Annotated in this window: 20 protein-coding genes; 13 read left to right on the top strand and 7 right to left on the bottom strand. The window is 50.2% G+C overall.

What is annotated here, in order from left to right; all coding sequences use genetic code 11:
- Positions 1-17: 17 nt before the first annotated feature.
- A complete protein-coding gene (locus SBI19_RS13970) occupies positions 18-1,826 on the top strand; it encodes a LamG domain-containing protein (protein WP_317969133.1) in 1,809 nt (602 codons plus the stop codon).
- Positions 1,827-1,897: 71 nt separating this feature from the next.
- Here the strand turns inward: SBI19_RS13970 and csaA are convergent, their stop codons facing one another.
- Entirely contained in the window at positions 1,898-2,227 is a 330-nt protein-coding gene (gene csaA / locus SBI19_RS13965) for a chaperone CsaA (protein WP_317969131.1), read from the bottom strand.
- A 237-nt stretch (positions 2,228-2,464) separates the two neighbouring features.
- Here csaA and SBI19_RS13960 point away from each other — a divergent pair, with 237 nt between their 5' ends.
- From SBI19_RS13960 to SBI19_RS13945, 4 genes are read left to right on the top strand one after another with little or no spacing between them, the layout of a single operon-like run.
- Positions 2,465-2,818: an ArsR/SmtB family transcription factor gene (locus SBI19_RS13960; protein ID WP_317969210.1), complete on the top strand. Its 354-nt coding sequence runs from the start codon at positions 2,465-2,467 to the stop codon at positions 2,816-2,818.
- A gap of 41 nt (positions 2,819-2,859) precedes the next feature.
- Positions 2,860-3,378 (top strand): SRPBCC domain-containing protein, encoded by a 519-nt coding sequence (locus SBI19_RS13955; protein WP_317969129.1) that lies wholly within the window; start codon positions 2,860-2,862, stop codon positions 3,376-3,378.
- A 42-nt stretch (positions 3,379-3,420) separates the two neighbouring features.
- The gene (locus SBI19_RS13950; RefSeq protein ID WP_317969127.1) at positions 3,421-3,795 is read left to right on the top strand and encodes a VOC family protein; all 375 of its coding nucleotides are present in this window, start codon (positions 3,421-3,423) and stop codon (positions 3,793-3,795) included.
- A 46-nt stretch (positions 3,796-3,841) separates the two neighbouring features.
- On the top strand, positions 3,842-4,351 hold the full coding sequence (locus tag SBI19_RS13945; protein WP_317969125.1) for an SRPBCC family protein: 510 nt from the start codon (positions 3,842-3,844) through the stop codon (positions 4,349-4,351).
- A 221-nt stretch (positions 4,352-4,572) separates the two neighbouring features.
- Here the strand turns inward: SBI19_RS13945 and SBI19_RS13940 are convergent, their stop codons facing one another.
- Both SBI19_RS13940 and SBI19_RS13935 read right to left on the bottom strand, forming a co-directional pair.
- Positions 4,573-5,775: an FAD-dependent monooxygenase gene (locus SBI19_RS13940; protein ID WP_317969123.1), complete on the bottom strand. Its 1,203-nt coding sequence runs from the start codon at positions 5,773-5,775 to the stop codon at positions 4,573-4,575.
- 66 nt (positions 5,776-5,841) lie between these two features.
- Entirely contained in the window at positions 5,842-6,483 is a 642-nt protein-coding gene (locus tag SBI19_RS13935; protein WP_317969121.1) for a TetR/AcrR family transcriptional regulator, read from the bottom strand.
- 328 nt (positions 6,484-6,811) lie between these two features.
- Here SBI19_RS13935 and SBI19_RS13930 point away from each other — a divergent pair, with 328 nt between their 5' ends.
- From SBI19_RS13930 to SBI19_RS13900, 7 genes are all read left to right on the top strand, one after another.
- The gene (locus tag SBI19_RS13930) at positions 6,812-7,174 is read left to right on the top strand and encodes a cupin domain-containing protein (protein ID WP_483312291.1); all 363 of its coding nucleotides are present in this window, start codon (positions 6,812-6,814) and stop codon (positions 7,172-7,174) included.
- 93 nt (positions 7,175-7,267) lie between these two features.
- Positions 7,268-7,690 (top strand): winged helix-turn-helix transcriptional regulator, encoded by a 423-nt coding sequence (locus SBI19_RS13925; RefSeq protein ID WP_317969117.1) that lies wholly within the window; start codon positions 7,268-7,270, stop codon positions 7,688-7,690.
- Positions 7,691-8,046: 356 nt separating this feature from the next.
- Positions 8,047-9,018 carry a hypothetical protein gene (locus SBI19_RS13920; protein ID WP_317969115.1) on the top strand — a complete coding sequence of 324 codons (972 nt, stop codon included), beginning with the start codon at positions 8,047-8,049 and terminating at the stop codon, positions 9,016-9,018.
- A gap of 27 nt (positions 9,019-9,045) precedes the next feature.
- Entirely contained in the window at positions 9,046-9,768 is a 723-nt protein-coding gene (locus SBI19_RS13915) for an ABC transporter ATP-binding protein (protein WP_317969113.1), read from the top strand.
- On the top strand, positions 9,765-10,490 hold the full coding sequence (locus SBI19_RS13910) for an ABC transporter permease (protein ID WP_317969111.1): 726 nt from the start codon (positions 9,765-9,767) through the stop codon (positions 10,488-10,490). The genes SBI19_RS13915 and SBI19_RS13910 overlap by 4 nt, the downstream gene beginning before the upstream one ends.
- 3 nt (positions 10,491-10,493) lie before the next feature.
- Positions 10,494-11,960: a sensor histidine kinase gene (locus SBI19_RS13905; RefSeq protein WP_317969110.1), complete on the top strand. Its 1,467-nt coding sequence runs from the start codon at positions 10,494-10,496 to the stop codon at positions 11,958-11,960.
- A 17-nt stretch (positions 11,961-11,977) separates the two neighbouring features.
- A complete protein-coding gene (locus SBI19_RS13900; RefSeq protein ID WP_317969109.1) occupies positions 11,978-12,694 on the top strand; it encodes a response regulator transcription factor in 717 nt (238 codons plus the stop codon).
- Between the two features lie 398 nt (positions 12,695-13,092).
- Here SBI19_RS13900 and SBI19_RS13895 read toward each other — a convergent pair whose 3' ends face one another.
- Positions 13,093-14,124, bottom strand: a complete 1,032-nt coding sequence (locus SBI19_RS13895; RefSeq protein ID WP_317969108.1) for an AraC family transcriptional regulator — start codon at positions 14,122-14,124, stop codon at positions 13,093-13,095.
- 183 nt (positions 14,125-14,307) lie between these two features.
- On the opposite strand from SBI19_RS13895, the gene SBI19_RS13890 reads away from it, so the two are divergent.
- Positions 14,308-15,159: an aldo/keto reductase gene (locus tag SBI19_RS13890; protein WP_317969106.1), complete on the top strand. Its 852-nt coding sequence runs from the start codon at positions 14,308-14,310 to the stop codon at positions 15,157-15,159.
- 285 nt (positions 15,160-15,444) lie between these two features.
- Here the strand turns inward: SBI19_RS13890 and SBI19_RS13885 are convergent, their stop codons facing one another.
- The 3 genes from SBI19_RS13885 to SBI19_RS13875 form a co-directional block, all read right to left on the bottom strand.
- On the bottom strand, positions 15,445-17,469 hold the full coding sequence (locus SBI19_RS13885; protein WP_317969104.1) for a right-handed parallel beta-helix repeat-containing protein: 2,025 nt from the start codon (positions 17,467-17,469) through the stop codon (positions 15,445-15,447).
- 248 nt (positions 17,470-17,717) lie between these two features.
- Positions 17,718-18,134: a DUF4267 domain-containing protein gene (locus tag SBI19_RS13880; protein ID WP_317969102.1), complete on the bottom strand. Its 417-nt coding sequence runs from the start codon at positions 18,132-18,134 to the stop codon at positions 17,718-17,720.
- A 31-nt stretch (positions 18,135-18,165) separates the two neighbouring features.
- On the bottom strand, positions 18,166-18,705 hold the full coding sequence (locus SBI19_RS13875) for an NAD(P)H-dependent oxidoreductase (protein ID WP_317969208.1): 540 nt from the start codon (positions 18,703-18,705) through the stop codon (positions 18,166-18,168).
- Positions 18,706-18,826 lie beyond the last annotated feature (121 nt).

The raw sequence follows: 18,826 nt of genomic DNA, 5'->3' as shown, positions 1-18,826 counted from the left end.
CGAAGGGGGAAGCTTGTTTGAGTCAATTGCGAGAAGGGCTGGCAGTCGAGTATTTGTTTGACGGCGGCGCGGAGGATACGAGCGGGCAAGGCAGGCATGCACGTGTAGAAGGCGCAGCGCTAACAGCGAATCGCTTTGGCGATGTTGAACGCGCATATGCTTTTTCTGGACAAAACGATCACCTCGTGCTCGAACCGCCGCCAGCGCTCAATCCGGACGCTTTCTCGATTTCCGTCTGGGTAAAGTATGATCAGCATGCGGTATTGAAAGGTTGGAGCAACGCGATTGTCTCGCAAGACGACCATGGCCTGCAGCCTGACAAATCACGACGCGTGTTCCAATTGAGCACCAAGGGCGATCGACTGGTCTGGCACCGGATGGGCGGAGGAGGAGATGCGGTCGGGAAATACCCGATTCAACTCGGGGTATGGTACCACGTAGTTGCAAGCTATGATGGCAATGAACATAAGCTCTATGTGAACGGGGAGTTGAACGACAGCCAAGCGGGCACGTTCAAGCCGAATGAGGAAGAGCCGATCTATATCGGGAAGAAAAATTCGAATGAGCCGCGCTTCTGGTTCCATGGTGCCATAGACGATGTTCGGATCTATAATCGAGTGCTGCCCGAACATGAAATTACGGAGCTGTATGCCGAGAATGGCTACGAGGGCGATCCGAATCTTGTGCCCGCGTCGCTAGAAGCGCCGCGTCAGAGGAGATCGGCAAGGAAGAAGGGGCCGGTCCGGAAGCTTCTCGAGCGCCAAACGTTCAACTGGAATGATTGCTATAACTCGCTTGCTCTATCGTTGTATGGCGCCATGCAGTATTCAAGCAAGCCGATTGGCCTGCCGCAGGCATTGGTCTATACGGGGCAAGCTTTTGCTATCAACACAGATGAGGCACAGATTGTTCCGATGGATGTATTCGGGGACGGAAGCTTGCTCCGAGCGGCGCTTCACAACCTGGGTTTCGACATGGAGGTTGTCGCGGCAAACATCTATGGAGGAGACTGGACGGACCAAACAATCGATACTGCGCTGCTGACGGTCGGAGAAAGCATTCAGCGCGGGGTTGCCGCGGTCGGCTGGAACCTTGACAATTATGAGCATGGCCTTATTTATGGATTCGATGACAAGCGTCAGATCCTTCATATTCATGACATTAATGCGCGTGAAGGCGGCGAACTCGCTTACGATGATTTTGGGAAGCGGCCTCTTAATGGGACGCCGATCAATCCGGAGATGTTCGTGCTCGTCCTAAGGGAGAGAGAGGAGAAGCCGCATCTTGATGTAACGCGTTATACCGAGGAAGAAGATGCAAGCTATCGTCGTGCATTGCGCACTGCTTTATCGATCGGCATCCAGCATATCGAGAACGTTGGAATGGAAGGCTCGTCCCGCTGCAATGGCATTGCGGCTATTGATGCATGGATTGGGGCTTTCGAGTCAGGGGCGGCACGGCCGTTCGATACGAGCTATAATCTGCTGTGGATCACGTCGTCTAGGCAGTACCTTGCCCCATTCTTCATGCAATCGGCCATTACGCATTGTATGTCCATTCAAGACATCCCACTCCAGCGATTGATGTTGAAAGCGGCGGAAGCGTATATGTCCAGTTATCGGGCGTGGATGGGCTTGAGAGATCTGTTCCCGTTTCCTCAAGGAGCGGATACGGCAGATCCGCGATTGAAGGCGGAAGCGCTGCGTTTGCTGCATGAAGCACGCGAGGCTGAGGTGGCAGGGCTAACGGCTCTGCATGAGATCGTTAATCACCTAGCACCTGCAGACGAACGATCGTCTCATCATGAGGCAACTATGTTGGTCTAAAATATACATGTCAATAGGGCTATCCATTCGCGGATGGATAGCCCTATTGTTGTGCATTTCTGCCGAAACCTCTACGCAATCGGTGTTCCGTTGTCCACCGGCACATCCGGCCGCAGCAGGACCACATCGCCTTCCTCTGGCGTAGCGCCTAGGACGAGCACTTCGGATTTAAACCCAGCGATGCGCCTGACGGGGAAGTTAACGACGGCGGCAACTTGCGTGCCGATTAACTGCTCGGGCGCATATCTGCGCGTGATTTGAGCGGAGGACTGCTTAATGCCCAGATCACCGAAATCGATCGTCAGCTTAATCGCAGGCTTGCGTGCTTCGGGGAAAGGCTCGGCTGCGACGACGGTGCCGATACGAATATCCAGACTCATAAAATCTTCGATTGATGCCACGATGATTCACTCCATTCATTATTACACAAACAACCCCGTACCTTTACTATACCGCTTGTGCGCAAGGAAGTGAAAGAGAGTGGATTGACGGCTTTTCTTGTACAATCACAAAAAGATTTTAAATATTCCTTTACAGGAATATTCATTGTGAGGTATATTAGAGCCACAGGAAGTTAATCCTCACAGATGAAGGGGATGATGAGAAGACTAATACGATTGTCCAAAGAGGTGAACAGCATGTCAGGCCACTATCCGGGGATCGACATGGCGGCACTCAGCGCCTTGGCAGAGCCGAATCGGATGCAAATCGTAGAGTTGCTGCGAGATGGACCTCTAACGGTAGGGGAAATCGCAGATCGGTTAGGGCTGCGTCAGCCGCAAGCGTCGAAGCATTTGAAGGTGCTCAGCGACAGCGGGGTGGTAGAAGTGAAGGCCGATGCGAATCGCCGAATCTATAAGCTCAGATCAGAGCCTTTCACCAACTTGCAAACGTGGGTGAAGTCGTTCCGTCACGTATGGGAAGAGCGTTTCGATAACTTAGATAACTACTTGCAAGAGCTGCAGAGCAAGGATACCGATAAAGATGGATAACCAATAGAAAAACAATAAATGAAATTTAGGAGGCAATAATAATGACGAATCAAACGATAACTTCTACGGTTGAGAATGGTAATGTACTGGTGCTGGAGCGGGAGTTCAACGCACCGCGCGAGCTCGTGTTCCGCATGTTCAAGGAAGCGGAACATCTGAAGCATTGGTGGGGTCCGCAAGGCTGGGAGCTGCCGGTCTGCAATGTTGATTTTCGACCAGGCGGCGTGTGGCATTACTGTATGAAGTGCGTTGATAAGAACCAAGGCGATTTCTTCGGCATGGAATCGTGGGGCAAAGGCGTGTACGGTGAAATTATTGAACCTGAGAAAATCGTCTACACCGATTATTTCTCGGATGCAGAAGGCAATGAGAATCCGGATATGCCATCGACCGAAGTGACGCTGCTGTTCGTTGATCTTGGCGGTGGCCGTACGAAACTCATTAACCGAGCTGTGTATGGATCGGCAGAATCGCTGCAAACGGTGATTGATATGGGCATGCTGCAAGGCATCGGCGAAACGTGGGATCGCCTCAGCGAACGTTTGGAATCGCTCAAATAATCTCAGTTTACTTACAACTTACACTAAGGGAGTGTGCCAGCGATGATTAACAAAGTCGGTCAAATAATGCTGTATGTCAATAATCAAGACGCATGCCGCGATTTCTGGACGGAGAAGGCCGGATTCGAAGTGGTGTCCGAAGTTAATATGGGGGAGATGCGATGGATCGAAGTTGCACCGAAGGGCGCAGCAACGACAATCATACTTCATAACAAGGAAGCCGTTGCGAAGATGAACCCAGGCATGAATCTCGGCACGCCGTCGCTTATGTTCTTCACGGACAGCTTCGACACGCTGTACAGCGAGTTGAAGAATAAGAGCGTTAAGGTTGGAGACATCGTTAACCTCCCTGGCGGCCGCGTGTTCAACTTCGCGGATGACGAAGACAACTATTTTGCCGTAATGGAAAGCAACTAACATCGAGTCAGACTTGCTAGAGCTTACACGCAATGGAGGAATAGAGATGTCAAGTCAAGCCCAAGGCAAGGAGTTAATCATCACACGCGAGCTTCAAGCGCCACGAGAGCTTGTGTTCAAAGTGTGGTCCGAGGCGGAGCACCTGAAGCAATGGTGGGGACCCAAAGGTTTCGAGATCCACGTACAGGAAATGGATTTTCGTCCGGGCGGTTATTTTCACTACAGCATGAATGCTGCGGATGGCGGTCAAATGTGGGGAAAGTTCCTGTACAAGGAAATCCAAGCCCCGGAGCGAATTGTGTGGCATAATTGCTTCTCGGACGAGACAGGCAATATCGTCAGGGCGCCATTCAGTAATTTGATTCCGCTTGAAATACGTAACGAGGTAACCTTTACCGACAACAATAATGGTACGACTACGATGATAATTCGCGGCGGGCCGTTCAACGCTACAGAAGAAGAGCGCAGCTTCTATGAAGGCATGTTCGAGTCCATGGAACAGGGCTTCGGAGGTACGTTCGATCAGCTGGAACAGTATTTGGCGGAGCGCAAATAACGAAGTATGCGAGAAGTGTCGTTAGAGGCATTATCAGGAGGCAGCTCCCTTTGCAGGGACTGCCCTTGGTAATGCCTTTTTCTTGTGTGCGTTTCCGAGTGTATGGCTTATGGCGAGTTAAAGATTAATCGCGGAGAACCGTACCATAAATAACGACAATTTTTTTGCGGAATTCCTAGCGGGACATGGGTTCGGATATATGGGAGCAGGCTAAGCGATGTTTAAATTCTACTTTCTCTCTGATAGTAAGGCAGAGGCTCTGTATGCTTGGGTTGCAGTATGTGCTCCACTCTCGACAGGGACTTCATAAGTGGAAGTCGGGCTATGGTGTTCCTTACCCATATGCCAATATGTCTCTTCGGTACCATTAGGCGGATATTAGGACCAATCTTCTGCATTCGCTTGACCAATTTCCGATTGCCTTCCTCGTAACGACGGAAAGCAAGTTGGTGATTCCCGTCAGCCGCCGCGATTTCTCCTGCGAGTCGGTACGCACCGACCATGGCCAACGTTGCCCCGGCGCCTGACGCGGGAGAAGCACAGTAGGCGGCATCGCCGACGAGTGCCACGCGGCCCTTCGACCACGATTGCATCCGTACTTGACAGAGCGCGTCGAAGTAAAACTTGGGATCGGCAAGCGCTCCGGCGAGAAGCTCCTGCACCCGCCACGACGATATATTCGCGAACGTATTGCTAATTATACGTTTCTGCTGCTCAATGTCTCGGTGGTCATACGTCAGTGGATTAGGTTGTCGGAAAATGAAGTACGCTTTTGCCCCGACGTGGTTGCCGGATCGGTAGACTCCAACCATCTTGCCCGGCATGTTGTATATTGTCATCCAGCGGTCATCACCCAGCGCCGGGTTCGCGTCCGCGAAAGCAAAATAGTGATCCTTGTACAAGATAAATTGCGATTCTGGACCAAAGGCCAAATGCCGAACCGTGGAATGCAGCCCATCGGCACCGATGACCAGGTCGAACTGACGTGTAGAACCGTGCTCGAAGGAGACCATCACCCCATCGCCGGTCTGTTCCAGCATTCGGATGGAATCGCCGAAAATGTATTCGATGTCGTTCTTCGTTAATTCGTGTAGCATTGCAACCAGATCACCGCGCATGATCTCAACCTGGCCGCTGTCCAGCCTTTGTTGGATAGCCTGCATGTCAATACGCGCCAAGCTGTGGTTGGCGGCATTCACAAACGACATCCCGATGACGTCCGCTGCCTCCGCCCGGATCTGCGACATGATTCCCATTCGCTCGGCTACCTCAATGGCGTCCTCCCGCATATCAACCCCGTTGCCGCCCTCGCGCAGCCGGGTAGCACGCTCGATAATGGTGGGTCGGAATCCGAATTTGTTCAACCAGTACGCCAGGGTCAGCCCCGCAATGCTCGCGCCCGAGATCAGAATTCTCTCGTTCATTGTCAATCGACTCCCTCTTCACAAATTTCGTTTAACGTTCGTTTAGTGAAAACTGCAAAAAAAATTTTATTTCGACCACAGTTCAATCGTAAAATCGACTATTTTTTCAATATGCTTATTGAAATCTTCTCCGGCACTAAATTCAAAGATGATTTGATTCAATGCGGTGAATCCGACGTGATAAACAATTTGTCTGACGGCAAGCTTGTAATCCATTTCGCGAATATGTCCTTGTCCCGCTTGCCTCTCGAGGAACTGGATCATAGCGAGCATAGGTTCTTGAGCTGTCTGTGAAAAAGCAGCCAGATGTTCGCGATCCAATAGTTTGCGATCTTTAATGAGAATTTGTAGAAGTTCCTTGTCATTCATAAAACGTTTGAAAGTCGTATGGGCAAGCAAAAGCAAAGCATCGCGCAAGGATATATCTTCCTTGAATGCTTGGATCACAGCGGTATAGTCATCCACTTTCTTCTCATGCTCTTCTCGAACAATGGTATGCAAAATTTCCAATTTCCCACCAGGGAAATAGTGATATGACAATGCCTCGGTCATTTTAATCTCCCTGGTGATCATTCGCATGGAAGTGGCATGATACCCGTTCTCGGCAAACAACCGCTTGGCTACATACAAGATCTGCTGTCTTCTTTCTGCAGCCTGTAAGTCTCTGTTCGTTATTTTCTTTTTCTGGCTCTTGGGGGTGCGGAACATGTGTGGCTCTCCTCAACTGCAATTTGACTTAACGATTGTTAAATGAATATTAACATGATGGGTTTTGTTCCGTCAACGTTGCCTTATCTATACTTGCAATTTGAAAGTATAAACGTTATAGTCGATTTATCACATAACGAAGCCGATGGCGAAATGCCGGGAAGGCTGTTGACATTCTCGAAACAGGCAATACCCTGCCGACCTATAGGTTAACTTTTAGTTTAATTCTTCGTGTGCTTGAACTAAACTCAAACCGAAAGGAAGTTTACGAATGAATGGTAATCATTTCAGCGTTTTGGAATCAGGTCCTATTAGCAATCTTTTGAGTATGTCGAAGGATCCCATCCCAGGTAAGCTCTTTCTGAAGGACAAGCTTGGACTAACCGGCATGGAGGTTTCGCTGAACCAACTGCCGGAGGGAGGCTCTGTTCCGTTCTACCACACCCATCGGGAGAATGAGGAGCTATATCTATTCATTGGCGGCCAAGGTCAGTTTCAGGTAGATGGACAGATTGTTGATGTAAAGGAAGGAACGGCTATTCGAGTTTCACCTGAAGGAGAACGCACGCTTCGCAATAACGGTACCGGCGATTTGTCTTTCATCGTTATTCAAGTCCAAGCGGGCAGTCTCCGTCAATGGGTACAGACGGATGGTATCGTACTTGATAAACCAGTGACCTGGCAGGAATAGCATTAGGCGCAGCCTGATCACGACAGGTAAAGGGCAACTTGATTAGAACGAGCACAATAAGACTTGCATAATGCAAGCACAGATCGTATAATCATGCTCATGAAAAAGCGAACATCTACCGTTTGTCCAATTGTATATGCGCTCGATATATGGGGCGATCCATGGAGCCTCGTCATCCTTCGTGACGTCCTTATCCATAACAAGCGGTATTACCGCGAATTCCTGGCTTCACGCGAGCGCATCGCAACCAATATTTTGAGTGCACGGCTCCAATCACTAGTTGAAGCAGGTTTACTTGTCAAAATTGAAGGCGAGTCAAATCGGGCACAAACGATGTATCGGCCAACACAAAAAGCACTTGACCTGATTCCGGTCCTATTTGCCATCATGCATTGGGGCCTTGAGTACAATCCCAATACCGATATGAGTATTCCGATCATGCAAGAACTAAAAACAAACGAAAAAGAGCTGGAGCAAAGCCTTCTACGGAATTTCGAGGATGTACGTTCACAGTAAGATCAATCCCATATATACAACAAAAGGAGTTGCCACGGCAGCTCCTTTTGCTATTTTTGCCGTTATGAGCGTTAAACTGAACCTTACCACAAATAGAGCGAAATTTTTGAATCACGCTAACGGATTACGATAGTTGAAAAATAGCGAGATCAAAGAAAGGGCCACCCCGTAAAAAGGATGGCCCTTAAACATGCCGTTGCAGACAGCGCGAAGAGCCGTATATATTCGAGTGATCATTCGCAAACCCACATTTTAGAAATATTTTCGAATTGGTTTCGAGGAAGTTTAGACTCCTTCTTTAAACTAAGGTTGTAAGCAAGAGAGAATCCATACAACCTTAAAGGAGCGAATAAGAGATGAAGAAGAGAAACCAATGGTTGATGATCGGCGGGGCCGCGGCTGCGGCGACGTTGTTTACGGCGACGGCATTCGCGTACACCCCGAATACGGATGGGTACAATGCGTTCAAAGAAGTGCTGAAGGCGAACAATCTGTCGGCCGATACGATCGAGAGCGCGACGGTGAACGGGAGTTTCTCCGTGAAGGTAGACGGCGAATCGGTACTGGACTTGGACGGCAAGGCGAAAGCAGCGGACGCGGAAGATGGGCACATCGTGAGCAGCGACATTAACTTCACCCTCAAGGGCGTCGCACGCAGCGCCAGTCTTTATAGCAACAACGATGAAAGCATCTATATGGTCGATCGCACGCACAATCTGAACTATCGGGTGATCAACCTTGGCGAGGAAAACGCCGGCAACCACCGCGAGCGGTCTGATGAGGACGACCGCGATGTCCGCTCGATGAGCAAGGCGGAAGAAGCGCTCCTCGATTTCGTGGTCGGCGACCTCAAGAATAACTTCAGCGTGGCTAACCATGCGGACGGCTCGAAGACGATTACGGCGGACATCGACGAGAAGGACATTCCCCTTCCGATTCGCCTGCTGATGGACGCGGCAGAGTCGAAGGACAGAGCTGGAAGCAGGCATGTTGAGGAATCGTCGGCGGACTGGGAGCGGATCAAGCAGTTTCCTTTCTTCCAAGGGCTTGAAGACATCAACCTCGAAGAGCAATTGCCAGAGCTGACGGAAGACTTCGCGATTGAACACGTGAAACTCCAGTTCACGGTGAATGCGAACAACGAGCTTCAGAGCGTGCAAGGCGAGCTTGAAGTAAGCGGCAAGGACGAAGCAGGTATTGCCCACACGGTCGAGATCGAAGGTGCAGGAGACATCAGCGGCATTAACGCTACGACGCCGGACGTGTACGACCCTGCCGGCAAGAACATCGAAATCATCGACGCGGCAACGTTCGACGATCGCGGCTAACATCACGATAACGGGAGGACCTGTCCTATGTTCGAAGTAAACGAATTGTCGAAGGTCTACCCCGGCGGTCGGGGTATCCAAGGGCTCAATCTCACCGTACTTCCCGGTGAGGTTGTCGCCTTATTGGGACCGAACGGTGCCGGAAAGACGACAGCGCTGCAAGCGATGGCCGGGTGGCTCGAGAGCGACTGCGGGAATGCGCGCTTGGACGGAGCCTCCGTCGCCGACCTGCCCGAGCAGACGAGGCCGCATATGGGCTTGATGATCGGCGAGCCGACGCCGTACTCCTATCTTACGGGTTACGAGTATTTGAAGCTCTATCACAAGCTGTACCCAGGCGTCGACGAAGCGCGTATTCGTCAAACGATAGAGCTTGTGGGAATGTCGAAGCACCACCGGCTCAAGATCAAGAAGTACTCCACCGGCATGAAACAACGGATTGAGCTCGCCAGCGCGCTGCTCCACCGGCCGAAGCTGCTGCTGCTCGACGAACCGTTCTCGGGCATGGACATAGAGGGCCGGCGCGAGATGGCCGCGATATTGCGCAGTCTCGCAGCCGAGACGGGAATGAGCATTATCGTCTCGTCGCATCAGGTGCACGACATCGAGGATTGGATCACTCATGCATGCATCATTTTCGAAGGGCGGCATGTCGGTACCGCGAGCGTCGCGCAGATTCGGGAATCGTTCCGGGGCGTAGAGGAATATTATTTGCACGGTATCGCGCAAGAAAGGAGCGGGAACGCATGATCGCGCAATTGAACTATCTCACGGGCGAAGAGCTGCGTAAGCTGCTCCGCGGAGGTAAGCTGAAGGTACTGCTGCTGCTCGCTTTCCTGATCGGGATCTTCTTCGTCTTGATCGGCGACCGTATCGGGCTGGACGACAGCCTTCCGTCGACCGTGTTGGAATTGCTGCTTGCGATCGTGTTCCCCTTATTCATGGTGTCGCTCGGGAGCGACCTCATGGTCGGCGAATTTAAGGATCGTACGATTAAGCATGCGCTGAAGCTGCCGGTCAGCCGAGAGTTCCTCTTCATGGGGAAAATGCTCGCAGGGTGGACCGCCGGTGCTCTGATCGTGCTAAGCGTGTTCGTGCCGACGTTGATCGGAAGCGTAGTGCTTCAGGGTGTGCCTGCACTCTCTGAGCTGGGGGCGAGTCTGGCGGAGCTTGGCGGCGCGATTCTTTTCTGCGGTTTACTCGTGGTGCTGGCCAACTGCGTATCCTTATGGACGGGAAGCGGCGGAGTCGGGCTGGTGGTAAGCGTTGTGTTGTGGATGGCGATGGGCGTCGTCGGCTTGCTCGAGCCGCAATTGAGCCGATTCCTCGTCACGGACTTCACGGATTGGGTGCGGCCGCTTCTGTATGCAGGCAATGTCGGCGCGTCGATCTCGACATTGCTATTTATGGCAACCTACTATATTATTGGCACTATATTGGGATTGATAGCCTTCCAAAGAAAAGAGATCTAACAGATGTCCATTCGACTGAAGCTCATCTTAACGTATATCATCGGCATATTGCTGACCGCGGCGATCGTCACGGTGACGGGAATCGGACTCGTCTCGGCGGTCGTCTCGTATTTTGCTAACGGCATCATAAAGGATCAAACCCCGCGCGAGGCGTTTGGGCGGGGCATCGATCTGTTCGTGGACCTGCGTTATGCGGAACGGTACAATCCGGAGGAACTGGCCTCCCCCGCATTCGCGAGCCTATTAGGGGACCAACTGAAGCCGTTCGGGGGCTTCCTTGTCGTCCAGGCAGGCGAACGATGGGAAAGCTACGGCGCGCTCAAGGAAGAGAATGCGTTTCTTGCGCAGCTGCGGAAAGACGCATCGAAGATGGGACAGCATACAGACGGCGCGGTTACGATGATTTCGTGGGAGGGACGCGACTTACTCGCGATGCGGTACGATTTTCCGGCGATCGACGAGCCCTTATCGTATTACCTCATCGCCGACGTGACGGAGATGTCGACGAAGGGTGGCCGGTTCCCGCTTTTTGTGCTACTGGGCATTGCACTCTTATTTGGGATCATTCTAGTGCCGTTGATTTGGATTACGACGAAGGATATCGTCCGGCCGCTGCGGCAGCTCGAGCAAGGTTCCCGCCGTATCGCGGAAGGGGACTTGAACTTCAGCCTGCAATCGAAAGTGAGCAACGAGGTGGGCAGCGTGATCCGCTCGTACGAGAAAATGCGCAGCGAACTCGAGCGATCGATCGGCGCGCAGCTGGCGCTGGAGGAGAATCGCAAAGCGCTGATCTCGAACATTTCGCATGATCTGAAGACGCCGCTCACCTCGATTAAGGGATATGTGGAGGGAATTCGGGAAGGCGTCGCGAACGATCCGGAGAAGCTGAGGAAGTATATCGACGTTGTTTATGCGAAGACGCTCGACATGGATCGGATGATCGACGACCTGTTCCTGCTGTCGAAGTTGGATCTCGAGCAAGAGAAGTTCCATTTCGATGAGGTGCCGCTGGAGGAGTTCTACGGACAGACAATGAACGAGCTGTACATCGAATATGAGCGAGCAGGCATACGGCTGACGGGAGAATACGAGGCCGGATCGGATGCTGTCGCGACGATGGATGCCCAGAAGCTCAAGCGAGCGATTCTGAATATCGTCGGAAACTCGGTGAAGTTTATGGATAAGAAGGAACCGCATATCCAGGTGTACTTCGGCCAGTTGGCGGAGGAGTGGGTCATCGCAGTGACGGATAACGGTCCCGGCATGGAGCAGAGCGAGCTGGAGCGTATCTTCGACCGGTTCTATCGTGCGGACGCCAATCGGAATCAGAACGTGTCCGGCTCCGGGTTAGGTTTGGCCATCGTGAAGCAGATCGTCGCGGTTCATGGCGGGACGATTAACGCAAGAAGCGAGCTGGGACAATCGATGACGGTGATGTTTACGATTCCGATGAAACAGTCTCGAGCGTGATGGGAGAGAGTGGGAAGATGACGAAACGGAAAGTGTTAATCGTCGAGGACGATCAAGCGATCGCCGAGCTGGAACGGGACTTCCTTGAGGTGCACGGCTATGAGGTGACCCTTCGGGCAGATGGACGGCAAGCGCTGGAGGAAGCGTTGGAGCAAGCGTACGATCTTATTATTCTAGACGTCATGCTGCCGGGCATGGATGGCTTCGACATTCTGCGACGGGTTCGCGAGAAGAAGTTCATTCCGGTGCTGATGGTATCCGCCCGCAAGGAGGATATCGACAAGATCCGGGGACTTGGCTTGGGAGCGGACGATTACGTAACGAAGCCGTTCAGTCCGTCGGAGCTCGTGGCGAGGGTAAAGGCACATCTTGAACGGTATGACCGGTTGACTGGGGCCGCTGCAGGCGCCGGTTCTTCGTCTGTTCGGAAGGCGCGTGAATTGAACATTCGTGGACTTGCGATTCAGGTCGATGCCAGACGGGTGATGTTGAACGGGAAGGAGATCACGATGACCGCCAAGGAATTCGACTTGCTGCTCTTCCTCGCGGAAAATCCGGATCGGGTCTATTCCAAGGAGGAATTGCTGGATAAAGTATGGGGCATCGATCACTTCGGGGATTCCGCCACGGTCACGGTCCATGTCGGGAAGATCCGCGACAAGATTCAGAAGGACCCGGCGAAGCATCAGTTTATCGAGACGGTATGGGGCGCGGGGTATCGGTTTAAGGTGTAAATGCGTATGGGGGGACCCGCTGCGCTCCACATTTTCTTGGGCAGTCTCTGCCGATTAGGCGGGACTGTCTTTGCTGTATGGGCGTTCCCATGAAGACCGTAATCGGAAGTCCAAATTTTATTGGATTGGAAATCCGGGTGAGGCCATGCTTGGGATTCGGGAGAATTATCCTTCGTCTAATGTGCAGCGTCAACACTTTGCTTTTCGGGTAGATCTTGCTGTGTCTATCTACTTTAGCGATCCAGACGGACACTCCATTGAGTTTATTGCCATGTTGAAAGATGAGCCGCGACCAGAGCTAGCTATCATGTCATGGAGTGAGTGGGAACATCTTCAAGATCGTCACTTTTAGGGTGCAGCGTTTTTCAGTTATGATTGCTTTTCAACCAAGGGACACCTTATATCAACCGCGCAAAGAAGGCACCTAGTCGGGCGCCTTCAGTTTGGGAGCCGTCTCCGAATCGATTATGGGACGGCTCTCTTTGATTTTCGAAACCAACTCTCTCCGGAAAGTCAGGCGTGTGCAGCCGGTGATCGTATTTCTCCTTCATACGCTTGATGTCTTCTCTGGGAGGAGCGCCGAACATGCGGGCATATTCCCGTGAGAATTGGGATGTGCTCTCATAGCCCACCCGGAACGCGACTTCGGCGGCTTCCGCCGACTCAGATAATAGAATGCGCTTGGCCTCCTGCAGCCTTATCTGCTTCTGAAATTGAAGCGGGCTCATAGCGGTGACCTCTTTAAAGTGTCTGTGGAACGATGAGACGCTCATGCGAGCCGTTTCCGCAAGCTCCTCCACTCGCAAAGGCTGATCGAAATGATGGACGATTTGTTCGATCGTATCCCGGATTCGAAAGGTATTGCTTCCTTTCAAGGCGATTTGGGCCAGCGCGACGCCATACGGCCCTTGCAGAAGCCGATACAATATTTCCTTCTTATAGATAGGAGCCAGAAACGGAATCTCTTGTGGCTGATCCAGTAGGCGAACGAATCGGGCGATCGCATCCAGCAAGGGAACTTCGATCTGACCGATAAATAGTGCTCGTCTGGTATTTTCCTTTGAGGAGAAATGATTTTCCGACTCTTTAAGGACATCCAATATTTGGTTGTGCGTGAATTCAAGCATTAAGCTTAAATGGGGATTGTCGGCAGAAGCTTTGATAACCTGGCCAGTCATCGGCAGATTCATGGAAGCGACAAGGTAGTTGGCAGGGCCGTATTCATAACGCTCATGAGAAAGCAAGACCTCTTTTAATCCTTGAGCTATGAAACAGAGCGATGGGTTATAAACCCGACAGCCCGGTTCAGTGAATTCGGAGTAATGAATGAATGACAGCGATGAAATTGCGGTCCCGTAAAGGCCATTCTTGCCCGAATGGCGTTCGATCCGTGCGGCCAACTCATTCTGCAACTTATAGATTTCTTCCACGACATGGACTCCTCCTTGTGGCTTACCTTCTCCGTTGATTATAGACGATTGGTTCTGTATTTTCATCGACAGTGGTAGGAATAGGCAATCATTTAAGATGAATGAGTTACCGGCCTTTCATACACTTATTGCATAATAAGGCTGTACCCAGCGAGAAGGGAAAAATGTACAGGAGGAATTTAGATGCAAAAAGTTATTTTGAACAATGGGGTTGAAATGCCGATTATCGGCTTTGGCGTCTATCAGATTCCAGATGCGAAGGAATGCGAACAAGCCGTATACGACGCCCTTATGGCAGGCTATCGTCTAATCGATACCGCTGCCGCATACCAGAATGAAGAGGCGATCGGCAGAGCCATCCGGCGAAGCGGTGTGCGAAGAGAAGAATTATTCGTGACAACGAAGCTTTGGGTTCAAGATGCCGGTTATGAGAGAACTAAGCAAGCGTTTGAAAGATCGCTGAAGAAATTGCAGTTGGACTATTTGGATTTGTATCTGATACATCTACCGTACGGAGACGTCCACGGCTCATGGCGCGCGATGGAGGAATTATATCATGAGGGTAGAATCAGGGCCATTGGCGTCAGCAACTTCCAGATGGATCGCCTGCTGGATTTGATGATATACAATGAAGTCGTTCCTGCCGTCAACCAGGTGGAGACTCATCCGTTCTGTCAACAGATCGAAAGCGCCAGGCTGATGCACGAGAACAACATTCAAATCGAGTCATGGGCGCCATTTGCGGAAGGACGAAATAACATGTTTCAGAATGAAGTTCTCGTATCGATCGCCGGCAAGTACCGCAAATCCGCTGCGCAAGTGATCTTGCGTTGGTTGACGCAAAGAGGAGTCGTCGTGATTCCAAAGTCCGTTCATAAGGAGAGGATTGTCGAGAACTTCAACATCTTCGACTTCGAGATCAGCCAAGAGGATATGGCGAAGATTGCCTCATTAGATACGGGCAACAGCTTATTCTTCTCGCATAGCGATCCGGAAATCGTGAAAATGTTCAGCAGTCTTAAATTGGAAAATTAACAGTAGATATCCTCAATGCAAGAAGGGGGTGTTCCAAAAGGCCACGAAAGTGACCTGAGGGACGCCCCCTTTGGGCTTCGCCCTACTTATGATACGCTGAACCCTATCACAAACGACGCAAATTTTTGGTAAAAAAAGGGCTCGACCCAAACAGCATTATGTTTTACCCATGGTGTAGCTATTTCTCACGTCCGCAAATTAAAGCCTCTACCCGATTAGCGGAGTAGAGGCTTTATACAAGAAAAAGATCCAATCACCTAAAGTGACTGGATCCTCGATCATAAACTAAATTTCAAAATCAAAGGTACCATTGTCGGGCAATTCAAACGGACCAGCTGTGACACCTGCATCCGGTCGCTTTATTCCGAAGAAGTCGGAGTCGAAACGATATGGCGTGCTGTCCGGTTCCTCATACTTCATATCGGCGTGATAAGTCTTGCCGAGCAGGTCAGTGGTAACCACCATTGCAGATGTCCCCCGGAGCAATTCGGGCTCATTGACCTGAATTTGCACCCTGCCTTGCGCAGCATTAATCTCAACTTTTATGCCCTCTTGCGTATATATCTTCGCGTTGGATTCATGACTACTTGGAATCGCATTGTTAAGATATAAATTTCCGCCCATGGCCACCGGAAGAACTGCATTTCCTATAAAGAAATCCTTTGCGGCATCGCCAAGCGCAATAAGCTCCTCTATGGTGTATTCCCACCATCTCTTATCTTTTATGTCAGGATGTTTGTCGTAGCCCCCCAGTCCCACAGCGTGAAGATAGCAAATGGAATTGTCCGGCACACCATCCATGACGGTCTTCCCGTTCTCTCCAACTTCATCCCTTGGTTTAAGCGGAAGATGCTCGAAAAAAGTTATTGGAACAGGTTCCTTGTTCGCGTCATTATCGCCCAAAAAGATATTGTTGTAGTACCTGTCATCGCCTCCAGTAATATTGGAGTATCCTGCCATTGCCGTCTCGTGAGGGAAGTGATACGGCGTAATACGGGTAATCTCGGAACGAACTACAAATCTGCCTGCAAACAAATTATGGACAAATGCCCCGCCTTGCGCCATATTTCTGAAGTTCATAGGGGAGAGGAACAGATTATGATCGACCATATACGGACCATGGCAAACCTCAACGAAGAAGTCTTCAGAAAGGTTGTCAAGAAATACATTGCGGCTGATGCGGGTGCCCTGTGCCTGCCAGTCAAGCCAAATCGCGCGGTAACAGCTATAAATTATATTTTCACTAATTTGAGTATCCAGGGAAGCATGCAGTTTAATCCCCGCTACTTCGGCACCGTGTCTGAGCCGTTTGTGGTGAATGTTGTAAATGCGGTTCTTATAAATGCGGCTGAAGGCTCCCCCCATGTGCCCCACAATACCTGCCTGTTCGCAATCATGAATCACATTGCCTCGAACGATGTGACTGCCGATTGTATCCTTATGCCAGCCGGAGCGTAATGCTCGCAAAATAACCTCCTGCTCCCGTTGAGTACCGCCTTTAATATGCTTATCCAAAGACTTGGTGTGACCAGTACCGATTGCGGTGCCCAGACTGATCCCAACGCATTTGGATTCACTGATCCTATTGTTTTCAATAATCCAACCCTTGCTCCAGTGGGGTCCGATCAATCCTTCCTGGTAGTCAGTAGGCGGCGCCCATTGAGGAGAGGCTTGACGAAGCGTGAAGCCGCTTACGGTTATGTAGTTAAGTCCTGGTTTCTCAGGCCAGAAGCAATAAGGACGGACACTAATTTCTACATTTTCCTTACGAGGATCTTTTCCACCAAAATGGGCCCAGATTTTTGTTGTCGCAGAACCAACTTCGGCAAACCATTTTAACAATGAATCCTCGGGATATTTGGCTTCGGGCCAAACTTCAGGTTTGTAAACGCTTGCAATACTCTCGCATTCATACAAAGATTTGCAATCCAAATATACGTCGCCGAGATGAACCGGGAAGGGCCCGTCAAACACCCAGTCTCCGCTCAACTCCACTTCAAAGGGATTGCGAACGGAAAAAATCGAATTGGGCACTTCTGTGCTCCAAACCTTGTCCCCTTCGGACTTCCAGTCGGTAATCCGTTCAGCTCCTGTAATGACGACTTCCCCGTCTCCCGCGGATCGATATACTATTCGATGCTCCGCTGTTCCGCCATTAGCGGGGTTAACCCATTCCCTGTATATTCCGGCATGAACAATAATCGTATCACCCGCCATCGCATGAGCCGCAGCGCGTGATATTGTACGAAACGGTTGATCAGCTGTTCCTTTCAACTGATCATTCCCACGTATGGATACATGATATTCCATAAAGACGCTCCTTCTTCCTGCCTTAAAAAGTCGTAAGAACTCCTTACAAGCTGAAGGCAAGATATGTATAGAATTATTGTTGTATGAAGTCATTATACTAGAAAAATAGGATGGGAGAGATCAGAGAATAGATGTTCCATGCGTAGACCTTACGCCCTCTCCTTGGCATGGTTTGACCACGTCAAGGAGGGGCTGCTGTCACTGCGGAAAGGATATGGATGAACAGTAGGGAATTATACATATTCCTCCTAATTCTTTGTTGTTGTTTTGTCTTGCCGTTCTTCGCGATACAACATCCAACCTACAACCAGCCCATATACGGCAGAAACGATATGAATCCAAGAAGGTGTTTTGTCCACTGCTTTCGTTAATACCAAAGTTGCATCTATTATAGGCATCATAATTGAAGTTAACATTGCAACAAGTAATGCCTTTCTCATACGAAGGATCATCAAGACAAACAGGAAGATGCCAATAAACAGATCTCGATCTGCTTTTATATATACAAGATTTTTATCGACAGTGTCATGCAGCGGTAAACCAAAACCTTGAATCGCAGCTACAGGTTGGATAAAACCTTTTACTCCTAAATACAACATTAACAGCGTAATAACACCCACTAACCAAAATGTTACTGACTTTGGTCCCCAAATGGATTTGCTCATTTGATTATCTCCTTTTTCTGTTTATGCACGATTAATGAACAAGCAAGGTCGGAGAAGATTGGATATGCTCAACATATCTTTTAGCTTCTTGAGAGAGAAAAGCATCGTCCCCCTGTGATGCGCTGTAAGCAACGAAAGAGGGGAGAAACCGCCCATTACATTTGGTAATCGTTCTTTGGATCGGTTTTAAAAATTCACTGATCGTAAACCAATTGTCTCCTCCGGCCCGATAGCCATTTTCAGGGCCACCCGTCGTCGTTGCAAGTATAAATTCTTTTCCTTTCAAATGGTTACCTTCCGGGCCATAAGCCCATCCATACGTAAGCACATCATCGAACCATTTTTTCAATAGCGGCGGACAGCTGTACCAGTAAAATGGAAATTGGAAAACAATCCGGTCAAAGGATAAGAGCAATTGCTGCTCCTTTACCACATCTATTCTCCAACTCGGATACTCGCGGTAGAGATCTCGGACAGCGATGTTTGCATGATGCTGTAATTCACGCAGTAAAGCTCGGTTAGCACGGGATTTCTCTAGATCCGGATGTGCCAAGATCACCAAGATTCTAATACTTATTCCTCCCTGTCATTAAAGTGAGGTTATACACACCCCCAATTATTGAGTCGGATTATGTTTTTGAAAAGTACGCTTTTTATTCATACTTAGTCTTGAAAAGCGTACGAAAGCGTAC

This window comes from Paenibacillus sp. CCS19 (assembly GCF_033239625.1).
In the GTDB taxonomy this organism is placed as follows: domain Bacteria; phylum Bacillota; class Bacilli; order Paenibacillales; family Paenibacillaceae; genus Paenibacillus_T.
The sequence above is the reverse complement of the archived record's forward strand: the minus strand, read 5'-3'. Positions and strand labels throughout refer to the sequence as shown.